The sequence below is a fragment of the Lysinibacillus sp. GW823-FHT02G10 genome, assembly GCF_058797135.1.
Map to the genome: position 1 here is coordinate 637751 of NZ_JBXAJI010000001.1, position 17502 is coordinate 655252.

At 41.8% G+C, this 17502-nt stretch carries 16 protein-coding genes; 14 read left to right on the forward strand and 2 right to left on the reverse strand.

Features of this window, described 5'->3' with window-relative positions; genetic code table 11:
* Position 1 precedes the first annotated feature (1 nt).
* From AC1RFD_RS03150 to AC1RFD_RS03200, 11 genes are all read left to right on the forward strand, one after another.
* A complete protein-coding gene (locus AC1RFD_RS03150; protein ID WP_048390119.1) occupies positions 2–1129 on the forward strand; it encodes a conserved virulence factor C family protein in 1128 nt (375 codons plus the stop codon).
* 503 nt (positions 1130–1632) lie between these two features.
* Positions 1633–2865, forward strand: a complete 1233-nt coding sequence (locus tag AC1RFD_RS03155; RefSeq protein ID WP_259948681.1) for a M20 family metallopeptidase — start codon at positions 1633–1635, stop codon at positions 2863–2865.
* Positions 2862–3950, forward strand: coding sequence for a tartrate dehydrogenase (locus AC1RFD_RS03160; RefSeq protein ID WP_103117795.1), 1089 nt, complete (start codon positions 2862–2864; stop codon positions 3948–3950). The genes AC1RFD_RS03155 and AC1RFD_RS03160 overlap by 4 nt, the downstream gene beginning before the upstream one ends.
* Position 3951: 1 nt before the next feature.
* Positions 3952–4698: an SDR family NAD(P)-dependent oxidoreductase gene (locus AC1RFD_RS03165; protein WP_054550825.1), complete on the forward strand. Its 747-nt coding sequence runs from the start codon at positions 3952–3954 to the stop codon at positions 4696–4698.
* 10 nt (positions 4699–4708) lie between these two features.
* A complete protein-coding gene (locus AC1RFD_RS03170; RefSeq protein WP_115673917.1) occupies positions 4709–6163 on the forward strand; it encodes an aldehyde dehydrogenase family protein in 1455 nt (484 codons plus the stop codon).
* Between the two features lie 15 nt (positions 6164–6178).
* Entirely contained in the window at positions 6179–7213 is a 1035-nt protein-coding gene (locus AC1RFD_RS03175; protein WP_492474488.1) for an ABC transporter ATP-binding protein, read from the forward strand.
* Positions 7182–8195: an ABC transporter ATP-binding protein gene (locus tag AC1RFD_RS03180; RefSeq protein WP_066037719.1), complete on the forward strand. Its 1014-nt coding sequence runs from the start codon at positions 7182–7184 to the stop codon at positions 8193–8195. The genes AC1RFD_RS03175 and AC1RFD_RS03180 overlap by 32 nt, the downstream gene beginning before the upstream one ends.
* Before the next feature lie 3 nt (positions 8196–8198).
* Positions 8199–9170: a P1 family peptidase gene (locus AC1RFD_RS03185; RefSeq protein ID WP_492474489.1), complete on the forward strand. Its 972-nt coding sequence runs from the start codon at positions 8199–8201 to the stop codon at positions 9168–9170.
* A 17-nt stretch (positions 9171–9187) separates the two neighbouring features.
* Complete coding sequence (locus AC1RFD_RS03190; RefSeq protein WP_492474490.1) at positions 9188–10744, forward strand: ABC transporter substrate-binding protein; 1557 nt, start codon at positions 9188–9190, stop codon at positions 10742–10744.
* Between the two features lie 16 nt (positions 10745–10760).
* The gene (locus AC1RFD_RS03195) at positions 10761–11702 is read left to right on the forward strand and encodes an ABC transporter permease (RefSeq protein ID WP_009374228.1); all 942 of its coding nucleotides are present in this window, start codon (positions 10761–10763) and stop codon (positions 11700–11702) included.
* 12 nt (positions 11703–11714) lie between these two features.
* A complete protein-coding gene (locus tag AC1RFD_RS03200) occupies positions 11715–12542 on the forward strand; it encodes an ABC transporter permease (protein ID WP_004229583.1) in 828 nt (275 codons plus the stop codon).
* Here the strand turns inward: AC1RFD_RS03200 and AC1RFD_RS03205 are convergent.
* Complete coding sequence (locus AC1RFD_RS03205; RefSeq protein WP_004229580.1) at positions 12531–14168, reverse strand: PucR family transcriptional regulator; 1638 nt, start codon at positions 14166–14168, stop codon at positions 12531–12533. The genes AC1RFD_RS03200 and AC1RFD_RS03205 overlap by 12 nt on opposite strands.
* 140 nt (positions 14169–14308) lie before the next feature.
* Between AC1RFD_RS03205 and AC1RFD_RS03210 the strand changes: the two genes are divergently transcribed.
* Positions 14309–15664, forward strand: a complete 1356-nt coding sequence (locus tag AC1RFD_RS03210) for an aspartate aminotransferase family protein (RefSeq protein WP_112117777.1) — start codon at positions 14309–14311, stop codon at positions 15662–15664.
* A 43-nt stretch (positions 15665–15707) separates the two neighbouring features.
* Here the strand turns inward: AC1RFD_RS03210 and AC1RFD_RS03215 are convergent, their stop codons facing one another.
* A complete protein-coding gene (locus AC1RFD_RS03215; protein ID WP_004229576.1) occupies positions 15708–16160 on the reverse strand; it encodes a MarR family winged helix-turn-helix transcriptional regulator in 453 nt (150 codons plus the stop codon).
* A 125-nt stretch (positions 16161–16285) separates the two neighbouring features.
* Here AC1RFD_RS03215 and AC1RFD_RS03220 point away from each other — a divergent pair, with 125 nt between their 5' ends.
* On the forward strand, positions 16286–16717 hold the full coding sequence (locus AC1RFD_RS03220) for a GNAT family N-acetyltransferase (protein ID WP_115673919.1): 432 nt from the start codon (positions 16286–16288) through the stop codon (positions 16715–16717).
* A gap of 94 nt (positions 16718–16811) precedes the next feature.
* Positions 16812–17495: a hypothetical protein gene (locus AC1RFD_RS03225; RefSeq protein WP_227744832.1), complete on the forward strand. Its 684-nt coding sequence runs from the start codon at positions 16812–16814 to the stop codon at positions 17493–17495.
* Positions 17496–17502: the final 7 nt, after the last annotated feature.

The window sequence follows — 17502 nt, forward strand, 5'->3', positions numbered from 1 at the left end:
CATGAAGATTATTACCATTGAACCGACGCCAAGTCCCAATTCTATGAAGATTGTTGTTGATACAGAGCTACCATTCGGGAAGAGCTATAATTTTACAAAGGATAATAAAGACGAAGCAACAGGCGAGGCGGCTGCTATTTTAGCGATTGAGGGAGTAAAGGGCGTTTACCATGTAGCCGATTTCTTTGCTGTTGAGCGTAATGCTAAATATGCATGGGAAGGCATTCTAGCAAGTATTCGTCAAGTGTTAGGGGAAGATGTCCAAACACAAGAAGAAACGGTTGTGGCCAATGAATTTTATGGAGAGGTTTATGTCCATGTACAATTTTACAAGCAGGTGCCTTTACAAGTAAAAGTTTTTGATAACCAACGTGAATATCGTATTAGCTGCGGAGACCGTTTTGTCGATGCTTTTAATCAAATTATTGAGTCAGCAGTAGATGAAAACTATATTTTCCAACGTAAGTGGATTGATTATGGGGTTCGCTACGGTGAGCTTGAGGAAATTGCTGAAACAATCAAACAGGAGATTGATGTCACTTATTCTGCAGACCGTTTAGCAGAAATTGTCACAGCTATCAATAATGATGGTGAAAAAGCCGCTGTGAAAACGGACAAACTTAAAGTGACAGTAGAACAGTTCAAGCAACCTGAATGGGAGAAACGCTTCCAACTGCTCGATCAAATGGCTGATCCTGAGCTAGACGACCTACCGCTATTAGATTTAGCCTTACAGGATGAACAAATGTCTATCCGTCGACTAGCGACGGTGTACTTAGGCATGATTGAGGATGTGGCAGTTGTCCCTTATTTAGAAAGAGCCCTACAAGATAAAAGTGCAGCAGTACGTCGAACAGCAGGTGACTGCATGAGTGACCTTGGCTTTGTAGAATTTGAAGAAGCCATGCTGCAAGCCTTACAGGACAAAAACAAATTGGTTCGCTGGCGCGCAGCCATGTATTTATATGAGGTCGGCACAGAACAGTCCTTACCAGCATTGAAGGCTGCCGAAGATGACAAAGAATTCGAAGTGAAGCTACAAGTGAAAATGGCCATTGCCCGTATCGAACAAGGCGAGGAAGCAAAAGGCTCGGTTTGGAAGCAAATGACCGAATCCCGTCAACAATAATCAGGAAAAACCAGCAAATGCTGGTTTTTTTCTATTTTGTAATGGTTGGCATTCACCCTAATAAATGGGTAAGGTGCTTCTGAATGGTGATAGGTCCTCTCCAAGAGTGAGCGAACCACTCCAAAGAAGTGTGGACCCACTCTTAAAAAGGGTGAATCGTTTCAAAGAAGCGGATACCCGCTCTAAAAAGAGATGAAGGTCGCTCCACAGAACCAAAAACCCTTTCTCCAAATTAAAGAAATCCCGCTCAAAAAAGTGTTCCCTCTTCCAAACTATAATTATCTAACCACCTGAAAATCAAAAACAATACTCTCTTGCATTCGATGAATTGATCGAAAAATCGTGTAAAACAGAAAAAAATGTTGTTTTCTAGTGTTTTATTGCTAAACAAAAAGTTAAAGGCGTTCTTTGAATCATTAACATATTGTCTAGTTTCATAGAGAAAGGACAATGTTAAAATAACATAAATTCAGAATATTCTTTAAAAATAGGAGGTCCTTTGCATGACAGTAACTAGTTTAAAGACAACAAAATCGTATGTGCGAGATCGTGAGACGGTCATTGCCTTAACACAGAAGCTCGTGCGCATTGAAAGCGTTTACCGTGAGAACGATCCGAAGGGCAATGAGCAAGAGGTGGCAACTTTTGTAGCGGCATATTTACGAGATATTGGCATCGAGACGCATATCGAGGAGGTTGTGCCAGGGCGACCAAATGTCATTGGTATTATTGATTCGGGCAAGCCTGGGAAAACATTACTTTTCGAAGGACATACGGATGTGGTGACAGAGGGCAATCGAGAGGCTTGGGCCTATGATCCATTTGGAGCAGAAATTGTAGATGGGCGTATGTATGGCAGGGGAACGAATGATACAAAAGGGAATCTTGCTTGTATGATTACAGCTTGTCAGTCATTGCTACTAGATCAAGAGGCGTTTACGGGCAAAATTATTTTATGTATTCCATGTGATGAAGAAGGGCTTATGCTAGGCATTAAGCATTTTATTAAAAATGGCTGGGCCGAAGGTGTGGATGGTGCGATTATCTGTGAGCCACAGGAAAATAATGTGTGTATTGCACAACGCGGGGCTATTCGTTTACAGGTAGATATTTTCGGTAAAATGGCGCATGGTGCGATTTCGTGGAGTGGCATCAATCCTAACTGGCGTATGGCACGTTTCATCGTAGAGCTTGAAAAATTGGAAAAAGAGGAGCAAGCACGATTAGGGCGTGATCCAATGCTGAATTGGCCATCTATTACACCAACGATTTTACGAGCGCCTGTAAAGGGAGATGCACAAATCAATGTCATTCCTGATCACTGTATGACAACACTCGATATTCGCACGGTGCCTGCGCAGGACCATGATGAACTACTGGGCAAGATTGAAGCGATTATTAAACGATTACAAGCAGATGATCCTGATTTCAAAGTAGAACTGACGGTTCTTGATAACCGACCTGCAACAGCAACAGCGAAGGAAGACCCTGTTGTACAGGCAATATATGAGGCTGTGGCAGAGGTAACAGAGAAGGAACCAAAATATAATGGTGTTCCAGGCGCGACAGATGGGACGTTTCTTCATGTGCATGGTATTCCAATTGTAACGGTTGGAGCAGGAGATCGAGAAATTCCTCATCAAATCAATGAGTATGTGGACATTGAAGAATTGGCAGAAACAACGGCCATTTACCGTTTAGCAGCATTAAAATTTTTGGCGGGTGATGCACAATGACAGCTATCAAAATAGCAGTAATACCAGGAGATGGCATAGGAAAAGAGGTTATGCAGGAAGCGTTAAAAGTTTTAAATTGTTTGCAAGAACAACATAGCTCCTTACAAATTGAAACAACCATCTTTCCTTGGAGCTCCGATTACTATGTGCAGCATGGCTGTATGATGCCTAATGATGCACTGGCAACACTTCAAACATATGATGCGATTTTATTTGGAGCTATTGGCGATGCTCGTGTGCCTGATGATGTTACCGTTTGGGAATTAATTATGCCCATTCGAAAGCATTTCCAGCAATATGTGAATTTCCGTCCTATTAAATCACTACCTGGGATAGCGTCGCCCTTGGCTAACGGCAAAAAAATTGACTTTGTGATCTTCCGTGAAAATGCAGAGGGTGAATATTCGGACAGCGGTGGTCGACTGTACCAACAGCAGCCGCAGGAAATGACGATTCAAAATACAATCATGACGCGCATTGGGATTGAAAAAATTGTCCATGCTGCCTGCGATTATGCGAAGCAACACGGTAAAACCAAAATAACAAGTGCGACAAAATCGAATGCCATTATTCATTCGATGAAATTCTGGGACGAGCATACAAGCAAAACGGTGAAGCAAAGTTCACCAGCACTACAGCTCGAATCCATTTATATCGATGCACTCGTCGCCTATTTCGTAGAACGACCACAGAATTTTGAAGTGGTAGTAGCGTCCAATTTGTTTGGCGATATTTTATCCGATTTAGGCTCTGCTATTGTCGGAGGACTTGGTCTATCACCATCAGCCAACCTGAACCCCGAAAAGGATTTTCCATCGATGTTTGAGCCTGTTCATGGCTCAGCACCAGATATTGCAGGCAAGGGCATTGCCAATCCAATCGCTCAAATTTGGTCGCTTGCCTTACTGCTTGGCCATCAAGGCAGACCAGATTTAGAACAGCTCATTGTTAAAGCCATTACAGCTGTGCTGCAAGAAGGCGTTGTGAAAACAGCAGATATTGGTGGACAAGCGACAACAGCACAAATGGGCGATGCGATTTGTCAGGAAATTATTAATAGAACTTTAACAGCAGGAGGTGTTTAGCATGGCAGTTGAGCAAAAGGTGATTGTGGTTACTGGTGCGGGAGGCGGTATGGGAAAGGCCATTATTCACGAGCAATTAAAGCTGGGCAATCGAGTTATTGGACTTGATCTATCCATAGATGCCTTATCAGATATTGCACAGGATGCCCTTCAATGCTTTGAAGTCAATGTGTTACAGGAGGAACGTGTGCAAGACATCTGCCAGCAGGTTTTTGATAAGTATGGCAGAATAGATGGTCTTGTTAATGCACTGGGAATTGCCCAGTCAGCTACGCCGATTGAAGAGGTCACAATGGATGAATGGAATCGTTTAATGGATGTTAATGTGAAAAGTTTATTTATCACGACAAAGGCAGTTGTACCTTTTATGAAAAAACAGCAAAGGGGTTCTATTATTACAATTGCCTCGATTTCAGCAGTGCGACCAAGACCGGGCTTACAGGCTTATATTGCATCGAAGGGTGCAGCAGAGAGCTTTACGAGAGGACTAGCAATTGAACTAGCATCTAGTCAAATTCGGGTTAATACGATTCATCCAGGACCAGCAGACACACAAATGCTTGGTCAATTTGCCGCACAGGGTGCAGACGTAGAGCAGACGAAGCAAAGTGTCTTTGTGCAATCTGTGCCATTAGGACGATTAGTGAAGCCAGCAGATATAGCAGGAGCTGTTAGTTATTTACTATCAGATGCAGCAAGTATGGTCACAGGAACGACATTACATGTAGATGGTGGCCGTGGATTATAGGAGGGGTACAATGAAAAAAATTCCTATGTTGATAGATGGTGAGTGGGTTCACGGTGATGCTCAGACATACCTCGATGTTAAGAATCCCTCAACGGGTGAAGTGATTGCACAAATTAGCAACGCGAGTAAAGAACATATAGAAGAGGCAGTACGTGCAGCCCGTGTAGCCTTTGAACGTGAGGACTGGCGTCAATGGAAAGCCTATGAACGTGGGCAGTTATTGATCGAATTTGCTCATTATATTCGTAAGCATGCAGAGGAATGGAGTTTGCTAGAATGTCGGGATGTAGGAAAGCCCTTATCACAGGCAAGAGCAGATATTGAAGCAGCGGCACGCTATTTTGAATTTTATGGTGGTGCAGCGGATAAGGTGATGGGAGATACAATTCCGATTGAGGATGGACTTTTAAATGCAGTAGTGCTAGAGCCAGTGGGCATTACGGTACATATTGTGCCATGGAATTATCCGATTCAAATTACGGCAAGAAGTGTAGCAGCCGCTATAGCAACTGGTAATGCAGTCATTGTGAAAAGTGCGGAGGATACACCGCTAACAACACATGCCATTGCAGAATGGTTCGCCGATAAGTTGCCGAAAGGGATTTTCCAGCATATTACGGGCTTGGGACGAGAAGTTGGTCCTTATTTAACTTCACATCCCGATATTAATCATATTACGTTTACAGGTTCTGTTCCCACAGGAATTGCGGTGATGAAGGCGGCTGCTGAAAATGTTGTGCCTGTGACATTAGAGCTTGGTGGTAAATCTCCTAATATTGTTTTTGCGGATGCTAACATGGAGCAGGCATTAGAGGGAGTTGTACGTGCGATTATTCAAAATGCTGGTCAAACTTGTTCAGCAGGGGCACGTTTACTCATTGAGGAACGAATAAAAGAGTCCTTTATTTCCCGATTAGCCCAAAGGTTCCAAGTGATCCAAGTAGGACCAGGTGAGGCAGATATGGAGATGGGACCGTTACTGAATGAACAACAATATACAAAAATCACTGCATTATTACAGCAAGCAAAGGTAGATGGCTATGTTGTGACGGGTGGGGAACCATTGACATTGGCAGGCTATGAGAACGGCTTTTATGTTCAGCCAACTATACTTGATGGTGTTGATCCAAATGATCCATTAGCTCAGGAGGAAATTTTCGGTCCAGTGTTAACCGTCTTGACATTTTCGACTGTAGAGGAGGCCATCGCATTAGCCAATAGTACGGACTATGGCCTAGTGGCGGGCATTTGGTCACAAAATATCGATACGGCTCACTATGTGGCAAGTCGTGTGCAGGCGGGACAAATATTTGTCAATAATTATGGGGCTGCTGGAGGCATTCAAATGCCATTTGGAGGCTATAAAAAAAGCGGAATTGGTCGAGAGAAGGGCTTTGTTGCACTGCGAAACTATACGCAAATGAAAAATATCGCTATACGCTATGCACCACCTAATCAACACTGAGATGGAGGGACGCATATGGAACAGCCAAAAGAAAAAGATGTGCTTTTAGAGGTCAATCACTTATCAATTAAATTCCATTTAAAAAATGGCAAAGAGGCAAAAGTTGTGGAAGATGTGAATTTTACTATTCATAAAGGAGAAACCGTTGCACTGGTTGGTGAATCGGGAAGTGGCAAAAGTATTACATCCTTAGCCATTATGCGGTTGCTGCCTATACCTCCAGGAGAAATTACGTCAGGTTCTATCACTTTAAACGGTAAAAATCTACTTACCTATAAAAATAAAGAAATGAGCCGTATACGAGGCAATGAAATTAGTATGATTTTTCAAGAGCCCATGACCTCTTTAGATCCCGTTTTTACGATTGGCAATCAAATGATTGAAGGCATACGAAGACACCAAAGGGTATCGAAAAAAGAGGCATGGAATAAAGCGCTACAGCTATTAAAAGAAGTCGGGATTGCGAATGCAGAAAAGGTCATCGCTGAATATCCTCACCAACTCTCAGGCGGGATGCGACAACGAGTTATGATTGCCATCGCAATGTCGAATAATCCGCAGCTATTGATTGCGGATGAGCCAACTACTGCACTTGATGTCACGGTTCAGGCACAGATTTTAAAGCTGATGCTAAAAATGAAGGAAGAGCATCGATCAGCCATTTTATTCATTACCCATGATATGAGCGTTGTTGCAGAGACAGCTGACCGCGTTATGGTGATGTATGCGGGACAGATTGTCGAGGAGGCTCCAGTAAGAGAGCTCTTTTTAAATCCACAGCATCCTTATACCACAGCGCTTTTAAAGACGATGCCAAGCCTTGAAACAGATGTCAAAAGGCTACCATCGATTCCTGATACTGTGCCACCTGCGTATGCATTACCTGACGGCTGTCGCTTTGCGCCACGCTGTCCCCATGCGCTGGCACATTGTCATCAGGAGCAACCTGCTGTTCATCACATTCAGGAGGCACATAAGGTACGCTGTCATTTATTCACGGAGAAAGGAGAGCTGGCTCATGACAGAGAAAGAAGTTTTGCTGGAAATTAATCATTTAAAAGCCTACTTTCCTGTGAAGCGTAAATCGATGAAGGAAGAGAAAAAGGTCATAAAAGCGGTTGATGATATTTCGATTGAGATTTATAGAGGGGAAACACTTGGAATTGTTGGTGAATCAGGCTCAGGAAAATCCACCTTTGGGCGAACAATTTTAAAGCTCGTTGAACCAACAGCAGGCGAAGTGCTATATAAAGGACAACCCATCCAGCATTTAAAGGGGAATAAGCTACAAAGTTACCGCAATCAAATGCAAATGATTTTTCAAGATCCCTTTGCCTCTCTCAATCCTCGGATGCGAATCGGTTCTATAATCGAAGAGCCGATGAAGCTACAATTAACCTTGACGAAGGAGCAACGCAAAGAGCGTGTGAAGGAGCTATTACAAAAGGTAGGGCTACCTGAGGATGCCATGCATAAATTTCCACATGAATTTTCTGGTGGGCAGCGGCAGCGTATTGGGATTGCACGGGCATTAGCGATTCATCCAGAATTCATTATAGCCGATGAGCCCGTTTCAGCATTGGATGTGTCGGTGCAATCGCAAGTGCTCAATCTCATGATGGATTTACAGGATGAATTTCAATTAACCTATTTATTTATCTCACATGATTTAAGCGTTGTGAAGCATATTAGTGACCGTGTGGCAGTGCTGTATTTAGGTAGAGTAGTGGAGATTGGGACAAAGAAGGAGCTATATGCCAATCCGTTGCATCCCTATACACAAGCATTACTATCTGCAATACCAGTTGTTAATTTTGATGAGCCTAAGCAAGAAATACTTTTACAGGGCGAGTTACCAAGTCCGATGAATCCACCTGTTGGCTGTGTCTTTCATACACGTTGCCCGCATGTGATGGAAAGGTGCCATCAGGAGAGACCGAAGCTTCACAATGAAAATGATCACCAACGAGTAGCCTGTTTTTTATATGATAAAAAATCAGAAAATTATAATTATTTAAAAAGTGAGGTGTGAAGAATGTTTGGCAATATAACGGATGTGCCAGGTGTTAAGGTAGGACATTGCGAGAACAAGGAGGGCATCACAGGCTGTACGGTGCTAGTAGTGGAAAACGGAGCAGTTTGTGGAGTGGATGTTCGAGGCTCTGCACCAGGTACTCGTGAAACAGATGCGTTAGATCCCATCAATGAAATTGACCGAGTTCATGCTATTTGTTTAGCTGGGGGTAGTGCGTTTGGGTTAGATGCTGCTACAGGCGTCATGCAATTTTTAGAGGAGCAAGGGATTGGGGTAGATGCAGGAGTAGCGAAAATACCGATTGTACCAAGTGCTGTACTCTTTGACTTGTTTATCGGTGATCCACATGCACGACCTACAGCACTAATGGGCTATGAAGCGGCACAAGCGGCACAAGTTGGCTCATTTCCAAATGGCAATGTAGGCGCGGGCTACGGAGCAACTGTAGGCAAATTAGCTGGTCCAGAATTTGCAATGAAGGGTGGGCTTGGTAGTGCTTCCTATGCGGGAAAAGATGGTCTTGTAGCAGGTGCTATCGTGGCTGTCAATGCAGTTGGAGATGTCAAGGACCCTACAACGAGGAAAATTTTAGCTGGAGCAAGAGATACGCATTCTGGTCAATGGGTGGATTGCTGTGCCTATTTAGAGCAACATGCACAATCAGAGGCTTTAGCGGGAACTAATACAACCATTGGTGTTGTGGCAATGAATGCCAAGCTAACGAAGGCGGAGGCTAAAAAGATTGCGCAGCTTACGCAAAATGCCTTAGCACGCACGATTTATCCTGTTCATACGATGCTGGATGGCGATACGATTTTTGTGCTTGGTACAGGGGATCAATCCTATGCACTTGATTATTTAGGCCAGCTAGCGACAAAGGTGATGGAGGAAGCAATTCTAGCTGGCATTAAAGCCGCTGAACGATTGGCGGATGTTGAGAGTTATACAAGCATTCAAAAGACAAGCACTTAGAAAAAGGGGGAACAGCCATGCAATGGAAAAAAAGCGGATTGATACTACTAACAGTGTTAATGGCAATCGTTATGGCAGCGTGTTCAAGTGATGGAGAAAAAACGACGACTACTTCAGGTACTACAGATGGTCAAGCGGCAACAGATGCTCCACAGGAAATTGTTGTACGTGTGAATGATGATCCAGATTTTTTAGATCCACATAAAGCGACAGCGTCCATTTCTTATCAAATGATTCTAAATATCTTTGAGGGGCTAATGGCTCCTGAAACGGATGGCTCCTTAAAAGAGGGACTTGCTGAAAGCTATGAAATTTCTGAGGACGGCTTAACCCATACGTTTAAAATTCGCCAAGGTGTGAAGTTTCATAATGGTGATGATTTAACGATGGAGGATATTCAATATTCCTTTGACCGTTTAATGGGGAAAAATGGTGGGGAAAAAATGTCCAATAGCTTTGATAATGTAGCATCTACAGAGGCGCCTGATGCAAGTACATTTGTGATTAAGCTAAAAGAGCCAAATTCAAATTTCTTGTATTCATTAACAGGCAGACAATCAGCTATTATTCCAAAGAGCAATGATGGGAAGCATAATGAAAATCCAATTGGTACAGGTCCATTTGCCTTTGTGAAATATGCACCAGGTACAAATTTAGAGCTTAAGAAAAATGAACAGTATTGGCAAGAAGGATTACCTTATTTGAATAAAGTAACCTTTGCCTTCCAATCAGATGATCAGGCAGCCATTATGAGCTTAATGGCAAACGAAGTTGATTTAACGAGTGTTCCTTGGCACCGTGTGAGCGAGGTAGAGGGAAGCTATAATTTATCACACCAAAATAATAACTCTTCTCTTATTGTTACATTTAACGAAACAAAGGCACCATTTGACAATGTGAAGGTTCGTCAAGCAATCAATTACGCAATTAGTAAAGCCGATATTATTGACTCTGTGTTTGCAGGCTATGCTGTGCCACTTGGCTCTAACATGAGTCCAGCGATGGGCGATTTCCAAAAGAGGGGCTTAGAAAGCATGTATGAGCGAGATGTGGAAAAAGCGAAGGCGTTATTAGCAGAAGCAGGATATCCGGATGGCTTTAAAACAAAAATTACAGTGTCTTCACACAATGATATTTACTCAAATATTGCACAAATTGTCGTAGCTAATCTACAAGAAATCGGAATTGATGTAGAAATTGAAGTAGTGGAATGGGGAATTTGGCTAGATCGCGTTTACTTTGGTCGTGACTATGCAATGACAACGATTGACTTAACAGGTCGTGCATCTGCTTTTGAAGTTTTGAATGATTACATTTCTACAAACGATAGTGAAAACTTCTTCTTATTTAAAAATGAAGAATACGACAAAATTATGGCTGATGTTTTAAAGGAAACCGACCAAGCCAAGCAAATAGAGTACTATCATCGTGCACAGGAAATATTAGCTGAGCAGGCAACAGCAGTGTATATTGCGGATTATCAAATCGTTTGGGGATCTGACAAACAGGTGACGGGGCTCAAGAGCTATCCATTCTGGTTCCACGATATGTCAGAGGTCAAGTTTTCAAACTAGAAAGGGATGAGTGCTTATGATGTATATCCTACGTCGAATCATCCTGTTAATAACAACCATCCTTCTAGTATCCATTATTACATTTGGTGTTTTTCAAATTTTACCTGGTGATCCAGTTCGCACAATGCTAGGAACAGAGGCGGATCCCACTCAAATTGAAAATTTACGATCTGAGCTTGGCTTGGATCGTCCTCTTTATGAACAATATGTGGATTGGATGAAGGGCTTATTGACAGGGCAATTAGGGAATTCCATTCGATTTTCCATGCCAGTAAAAGAATTACTATTTGATCGACTTCCTGTCACCATGTCATTAGCAGGACTCACCCTTATCATTGTCTTAATCATCTCATTACCTTTAGGGATGTTTGCAGCAAGAAGACAAAATAAATTAAGTGATGTGTCATTATCGACTGTAACCCAGATCGGTATGGCAGTGCCTTCCTTTTGGCTAGGGATGATGCTTATTCTTTACATTGGCCTACAGTTCAGCTTCTTTAAAATAAGTGGCTATATACCTTGGACACAAAGTGTAGCAGGGGCGCTCAGTACCCTAATACTTCCAGCCTTAACGATTGCGATTCCACAAATTGCGGTGAATTTTCGTTATGTTCGTACAGCCATTTTGGAGCAGGTCCAGCTCGATTATGTCCGTACGATACGCAGTAAAGGGATGTCTGAACAAAATGTAATGTATAAGCATGTTTTGAAAAATTCCATGATTCCGATATTGACGGTTTTTGGGTTGATTATGGCGGAGGTTGTGGCAGGAACGATTATTGTGGAGCAGGTGTTTTCATTGCCAGGGATTGGTCAGTTATTGATTACGGCTATCAGTAATCGTGATTTTCCACTCGTACAAGGGATCGTTATGTATATTACAGTAGCTGTCGTCATGATTAATTTTATTGTCGATGTTTTATATTCTGTGTTGGACCCTAGAATTCGATTACGTTAAGAGGTGACTACCATGAAACAATTACAGCGCTATACTAAAAAAATCAATTTAGTCATTGGTCTCCTCGTCATTGTTGGCTTTCTGCTCGTCATGATTGTTAGCTTTTTTTATACACCCCATGATGTCAACGCGATGAATATACCTGAAAAATTGCGTGGTCCAGGTGGTGCCTATATGTTTGGAACAGATGAATTTGGGCGAGATATTTTTAGTCGCATTATGAAGGGGACACAAACAGCCTTTGCCGTGGGTCTATTAACGGTTGCGATTGGAACGATATTTGGTATTCTCATAGGCGGAATTGCAGGCTATGTTGGTGGCTGGGTCGATGAAATATTTATGCGTACGATGGACGCTTTAATGGCCTTTCCAGGAATCATCTTAGCATTAATGCTTGTAGCAGTATTCGGCCCAGGAATAACGAATACAGCGATAGCGCTGGGGATTATCGCGATACCTGCTATTGCGAGGATTGCCCGCAGTGGCTTTGTGCAACAACGTGACTCGGAATATGTGCTGGCAGCGAAATTAATTGGTGTTAAGCCTTATAGCATCATGTTTCGTCATATTTTGCCAAACATTTCGTCGCAAATTATTGTGGCAGCAACCGTGACTTTTGCGACAGCCATGTTAGCCGAGGCAGCACTAAGCTATTTAGGGCTTGGGGTACAGCCACCAAACCCTAGCTGGGGCAGAATGTTAAAAGATTCACAAGCCTATTTAATCGGTGCCCCTTGGTATACGTATGCCCCTGGAGGAGCCATTACGATTCTTGTTTTAGGCTTATATATGCTCAGTAATGCTTTACGAGATTTTATGGACCCGCGTTCAAAATCGTAATAGATCAGGTGCTGTCTTTTGCAACAGTTCATATGCCTTAACAGCCATCTCAATATTGAGGCGATGGGGAGCTTGTAAAAAATCAGCACCTAGTATACTTTCTAAGCGTTCTATTCGTTTGTAAAGTGTTTGACGGACAATAAACAGCTGTTCTGCTGTATCATTTTTAGCTCCATTACAGGACAGATAAACAGCTAATGTTTGAAATAAATCATGGCTACTTTTTTGATCTAATACTAAAATTTCCTGTAAATAATCTTTTACAAATTGTAAGAGAGCTGTTTGATCCTGCTGTAATAACAATCGATAAACACCTAAATCCTTATAATAGATGGAGCTCGTCAATTGATGATGCTGCATTTGGATGGCTGATTTGGCTTCCTTATACCCCAGATGAACACTTTCGATCGTTTGATAGACATTGCTAATACCACAGCTAAGGGTAAGTTGCTCAAAAAATTGTGCTGCTTTTCTTGCAATGATTTGTGAAATTGCTTGATCAAAAGCGTCGCGATTGTCTTTCATATAATCTGCGGCAATGAAAAAGGCTAAAATAATTATCTCGTGCTGTCTTACTGAAACAGTAGGGAAAAATCCAAGCTTTTTCAGAATCGAACGAACATACATGGCATTTTGTAACTGGATTTCCTGCCATTCTTCTTCAGGTACAGTATTGGCTTCATCATGTAGATTGAACACGACGACTCGGTAAAATAAATTACGACTTTCGATTGGTAAATAGCTTTGGTAGTATTGAATATCTACTGGCTGACCTTGAATTAAGGCTAGTATGAATTCATCTTCCCGGCTTTGCTGTCGCTCCTGAAGCATGCGGTTACGCATTAAAATATGGGCAATCGACATAGTTGCTCGTTCAAGATTTAACAAGGTGTAATCACTCTGCTTTGGCAGTTCAGAATGCATACATAAATAGCCCCACACTTGTCCAAGTCCATTAACAGGAATAATGACAAAATGGTCTTTACCCAAGGATAGAAGGTGCAAGGGCTCTTGTAGTTCTAACTGCTGACAATGCTCCTCCATGACACGTAAATATTTTTTAGCCTCCATAGGATAATAAAAGCTTTTTGTATCTTCTGAAACAAATAGAAAGGGAGCATTTGTATCTTGATGGAGCACTTGTAATATTTTTAAAATACCATTTGGCATTAATGATAATTCCATAAAAGTTTTGGATAGTGTATCTAGCTGTGTAAGTGCCTGCTGGTGTTGATTAATTATGTACGTGTGCAAATCTTGCGTAATATCAATAAATCGTACAATTTCTTCAAAGATGATGATAGGGAAATGATGGGCATTTGCCATGGCAATCAATTCTACGGGAACATGGTCAAAATAGTCGCCAATTTCTATACAAAGACCAGCTGCCTCATTACGAATAAGGTTTTGTAAGTAGGCTATTTGTGTTTCTCGTTCTAGCTGTAAACCGACACCCGTGGTTAAAATTAATTCACCACCATTGATTAAGGTTTCAAAATCTTTAATTTCTAATATATGTGTCCACAATACTTGGCGATCTAGGCCGTGCTGCCCTGCAATAAGCTTCGCCGATTCAAAATGCTTGCGCTTGAGGACATCACGTACGAGTAGAGGATGTTTCGACATCAATTAGCACCTGCCCTTCGAATGTACAATGTCTATTTCATTATGTTAGAGAAATCAGAAAATTTCAATATTAACTAGCTTAATAGGGAAAATGGTGATAGACAAAAAGACACCGATGATACACGATTGGAGGTCATGATATGGAGCGAAACGATCAGTTTACACATACTTTACAGCAAAAAGATCATGAAAACATTTGGCATCACATGTCTATCTATAACGACAAAGCACCTCCCATTATTGAGCAGGGAGAAGGGGCATGGATTACAGATAGTTTAGGCAATCGCTTTTTAGATGGCATGTCAGGCTTATGGGCAGTGAATGTAGGGTATGGGCGTGAGCGTCTTGCTAGGGTTGCGTATGAGCAGCTAAAAAAGCTTTGCTATGCTCCTTTAACACAAAGCCATGAACCTGCCATCAGGCTCGCTGAAAAAATAAACAGCTTACTTGATGATGACTATATGATGTTTTATTCCACTAGTGGCTCAGATGCGAATGAAGTAGCGTTTAAGTTAATACGTCAATACCATCAACAAAATGGGGAAGGGAACCGCTACAAAATCATTGCTCGTTATCGGGGCTATCATGGCAGTTCACTTGGGGCATTAGCAGCTACAGGTCAGGCATTACGTAAATTTAAGTACGAGCCGCTGACACCGGGCTTCTTACATGTTGCTCCACCTGATCACTATCGTCGTCCAAAAGGGCAGTCAATTGAGGCATACAGTCTAGCACTTGCCCGAGAAATGGAAGAAAAAATTATTTGGGAGCAAAAAGAAACCATTGCGGCTGTCATTATGGAGCCACTCATCACGGGTGGTGGAGTGCTTATTCCACATCCAACTTATGTCAAAGAAGTCGAGCGCATTTGTAGAAAGCATGGAGTATTACTCATCATGGATGAAGTCATTTGTGGCTTCGGACGGACAGGTAAGCTATTTGGCCATCAGCATTTTGATATTCGACCAGATGTCATTACCATGGCGAAAGGATTAACGAGTGCCTACCTACCACTATCCATTACAGCTATACGGAAAGACATTTATGAAAAATTTAAAGAGACGGACGGCTATAGTCATTTTCGCCATATCAATACGTTTGGGGGCAATCCAGCAGCTTGTGCAGTGGCCTTAGAAAATATAAAAATCATGGAGGAGGAAGGACTTGTGCAGCGAGCAAGAGATTTGGGTATTCAATTCCTACATGATTTGCAAGACCTATTAGAGCTGCCTTTCGTTGGCGATATTCGTGGGCTTGGGTTACTCATTGGCATCGAGCTGGTCGAAGATAAACAATCTCAAACACCTGCTAAGCCTGAGCTAATCGCGAAAATCATGGCTGATTGTCAAGCAAATGGCTTAATTATTGGAAGAAATGGTGATACAGTTGAAGGCTTCAATAATATCATTACGTTAAGTCCACCGCTGTGCTGTACAGACGAGGACTTTGATTTTATGGTTGCTGTATTAAAACGAGTATTTGCAGCCAATGTCTAGCCTAAGGCGATTCCAAATGTGCGAAAAACACGAGGAATCGCCTTTAATACTGTCGTTTATGCCCTTTCTTCACCTCTTCCCAGTCAATTTCGATGTTATGCAACACACGTGTTAGAAGACTGTGAATGCAGTTAATCTCCTCATTAGAAAACCCCTCAAGCGCACGAGCATTGGAATATTCGCCCTCCCGTTTTAAAAAAGGATAGATGTCCATGCTTTTAGCTGTAGGAAAAAGTAATTTATTTTTCTTATTACCTTGTTCAATTCGTTTTTCAATAAAGCCTTTGGTCTCCAATTTTTGAATAGCTCGTGAAGCCGTTGTACGGTCTACCTTCAATAGCTCTGCGACTTTCTCTTGAATAATACCTGGATGTTCACAAATACGGATGACATATAAATATTGCCCCTTTGTCAAATCCAATTCCTTGAATTCAATATTGCTTATCGAGTCTAATGCCCGTGCTATGGCACCTATTTCACGTAAGATTTCTTTCATGTTCGATCCTCCTGAGATTTTTGTTGTAATTGCAATAAAAATCATTCTATACTAATACTATCATCTTCAAAGTGAAATTGCACCTAGAGAAGATGATAAGGCAGGAGAAACTAGGAGGAATAGTAATGACTATAAAAAAAGTGACAACTGAAGCAGAATTACAAACAGCGTTTGATTTTAGACGAAGCGTTTTTATTGAAGAGCAGCAAGTCCCTGAGGAAGAAGAATATGATGAATTTGATGCACTGGATGCTCCATGCGATCATATTTTGGTGTATTACAATGAGCAACCTGTTGGAACAGGGAGACTTCGAGTTGTAGAGGGCTATGGCAAATTGGAGCGTATTTGTATATTAGAAGAATACCGCAAATATGGCCTTGGTAAGGAAGTTATTGTAGGCCTAGAGCAAATTGCTCGAGATAAAGGGCTAACAAAAGCAAAATTAAATGCTCAGTCCTATGCAGAAGGCTTTTATGAAAAATTAGGCTATCAGCGTGAAGGTGAAGAATTTATGGATTGTGGCATCCCCCATATTTTAATGAAGAAATACTGGTAGCAGACGAAATTCACACGATTATAGAAAATGCCAGACTTAGCGTCATACGTTGTAACTTTTTAATCGTTGCTCGGGTCTACTGCTGAAAGGGGGGATGTTGTTGAAGAAATGGATATGCCTTTGTATCATGTGTTTGTTGTTACTGACTGCTTGCGGTAGTCAAGTCATCATCGAATGGGTTGATTTAATCAAATGGGATGGTAAGCAATATGAAGCTGTATATGAAGTAGCGTTAGCCGATCGTTCATTCATTGATAAGGAAATAGGGGAAGTTGATTTTAAAGTGGCAGATCATATCAAAAGAACTTCCTATCGCTTTAAGGATGGCGATGCAGCATTCCATGAGAAGGGAACAAAGCTTTATGCGATAAAGGGTCTTGACGATGCCATTGCGGTAGAGGATCAGTCGGTTATTAATGGCTATCGAATTTATATGATAAGAGCTGAAGCTCCGCCGCGACGGAATTTTGATCAGGTTCCATTAGAAGAAGTGAAGAAAATAGAATTCTACTCATCTACGGAAGAAGGCAATCGGAAAACGGCTAGCTATACAAACCAGTCTGACATGGCAGATATAAAGGCAATTTTAGTCAATAGTAAACCAGCCCCATCCTTTGAGCCAAACGGGGATACGAACCGTTATGATGTACTCCTTTATACAGACGATGCCATTGCTTTTCAATATGGCATACAATTTGATGGTACTACTTATTTTTGGTTTCCGTCAGAAAACGCGATTTTATCGAATGATATACAGCAGTTTATTTCCAAAGATTAGCATACTT

What these genes read in the sequence shown, in the direction of transcription:
- AC1RFD_RS03205 (WP_004229580.1), bottom strand. Translation starts at nt 14,168, where the DNA reads ATGTCGAAACATCCTCTACTCGTACGTGATGTCCTCAAGCGCAAGCAT.
- AC1RFD_RS03185 (WP_492474489.1), top strand. Translation starts at nt 8,199, where the DNA reads ATGTTTGGCAATATAACGGATGTGCCAGGTGTTAAGGTAGGACATTGC.
- AC1RFD_RS03175 (WP_492474488.1), top strand. Translation starts at nt 6,179, where the DNA reads ATGGAACAGCCAAAAGAAAAAGATGTGCTTTTAGAGGTCAATCACTTA.
- AC1RFD_RS03165 (WP_054550825.1), top strand. Translation starts at nt 3,952, where the DNA reads ATGGCAGTTGAGCAAAAGGTGATTGTGGTTACTGGTGCGGGAGGCGGT.
- AC1RFD_RS03170 (WP_115673917.1), top strand. Translation starts at nt 4,709, where the DNA reads ATGAAAAAAATTCCTATGTTGATAGATGGTGAGTGGGTTCACGGTGAT.
- AC1RFD_RS03200 (WP_004229583.1), top strand. Translation starts at nt 11,715, where the DNA reads ATGAAACAATTACAGCGCTATACTAAAAAAATCAATTTAGTCATTGGT.
- AC1RFD_RS03210 (WP_112117777.1), top strand. Translation starts at nt 14,309, where the DNA reads ATGGAGCGAAACGATCAGTTTACACATACTTTACAGCAAAAAGATCAT.
- AC1RFD_RS03160 (WP_103117795.1), top strand. Translation starts at nt 2,862, where the DNA reads ATGACAGCTATCAAAATAGCAGTAATACCAGGAGATGGCATAGGAAAA.
- AC1RFD_RS03150 (WP_048390119.1), top strand. Translation starts at nt 2, where the DNA reads ATGAAGATTATTACCATTGAACCGACGCCAAGTCCCAATTCTATGAAG.
- AC1RFD_RS03180 (WP_066037719.1), top strand. Translation starts at nt 7,182, where the DNA reads ATGACAGAGAAAGAAGTTTTGCTGGAAATTAATCATTTAAAAGCCTAC.
- AC1RFD_RS03225 (WP_227744832.1), top strand. Translation starts at nt 16,812, where the DNA reads ATGTTGTTGAAGAAATGGATATGCCTTTGTATCATGTGTTTGTTGTTA.
- AC1RFD_RS03215 (WP_004229576.1), bottom strand. Translation starts at nt 16,160, where the DNA reads ATGAAAGAAATCTTACGTGAAATAGGTGCCATAGCACGGGCATTAGAC.
- AC1RFD_RS03220 (WP_115673919.1), top strand. Translation starts at nt 16,286, where the DNA reads ATGACTATAAAAAAAGTGACAACTGAAGCAGAATTACAAACAGCGTTT.
- AC1RFD_RS03190 (WP_492474490.1), top strand. Translation starts at nt 9,188, where the DNA reads ATGCAATGGAAAAAAAGCGGATTGATACTACTAACAGTGTTAATGGCA.
- AC1RFD_RS03155 (WP_259948681.1), top strand. Translation starts at nt 1,633, where the DNA reads ATGACAGTAACTAGTTTAAAGACAACAAAATCGTATGTGCGAGATCGT.
- AC1RFD_RS03195 (WP_009374228.1), top strand. Translation starts at nt 10,761, where the DNA reads ATGATGTATATCCTACGTCGAATCATCCTGTTAATAACAACCATCCTT.